1 protein-coding gene is annotated in these 720 nt (G+C 60.8%); it reads left to right on the top strand.

The annotated features are described in order from the left end of the window. Window positions 1–255: 255 nt before the first annotated feature. Window positions 256–456 (top strand): hypothetical protein, encoded by a 201-nt coding sequence (locus GSQ79_RS09700; RefSeq protein WP_158808516.1) that lies wholly within the window; start codon window positions 256–258, stop codon window positions 454–456. Window positions 457–720: the final 264 nt, after the last annotated feature.

Here is a 720-nt window from a genome sequence, read left to right as displayed (position 1 = left end):
TCAAGATCGCTGCCTGTGCCGGGTCGAATGAACTCTTCTCGAATACGCTGGTCAGCATGGAAGCGATCTCGGAGGCGGCCGACCGAGATGGCAGACACAATGTCAGGCTACGTTAGCAAGTACCGGACCTCTGGTCGGAGAACTCCCTATAGAGCGCGCGCCGCGCTCATGCCTGAACGCAGATGCCGCACTCGCCATCGCAAGGTAGTCAGCGTACCCTCTTGTTAAAGCCCTGACCGACAACTGGACTCAGCCATGGTGACGATCGATCACCTTCGCGATGCGTGGACCTACGCGCTCATCGAAATCGATGCCGCGATAGCCCATCTTGAGTCAGATCTGGACCAAGGCGCTTGCGATGATCTCTCCAGAGCCGCCGGGGCATGGCTGACCAAGCTGCGCCGCGATCGGGATGAGTATAAAGCCTTGCTGAACGACCATCCCCCGCCACTGTGAAATGCCGGAGCGGACGGAAAGGCGCCCTGTCTTCAGCCCGCAGCGCCCGTTCCATCAGCTTGCGCCACGACGCTGACCGACGCGACGATCTCGTCGTAGTTGCAGCTTTGGGCGAGCCTCAAGTGGCCGAGAGCCCAAGCTGGACGATGATCGCCTGGAGCCCTGTTTCCTCCACGAGCGCAGTCGCTTCCAAAACGCTGAACCACGTGGCGACCCTCTGGCCCTTCTCGCGCCAGTCAGTGAGCTGCCGTTCGACATGCAACG

This window comes from Beijerinckia sp. L45 (assembly GCF_009765775.1).
Taxonomy (GTDB): domain Bacteria; phylum Pseudomonadota; class Alphaproteobacteria; order Rhizobiales; family Beijerinckiaceae; genus RH-AL1.
Note: the sequence above shows the minus strand (reverse complement) of the source record. Positions and strands in the feature narration are given on the sequence as shown.

Bases quoted from the DNA above. Each gene is read 5' to 3' on its own strand.
- GSQ79_RS09700 (WP_158808516.1), top strand. From the start codon at position 256: ATGGTGACGATCGATCACCTTCGCGATGCGTGGACCTACGCGCTCATC.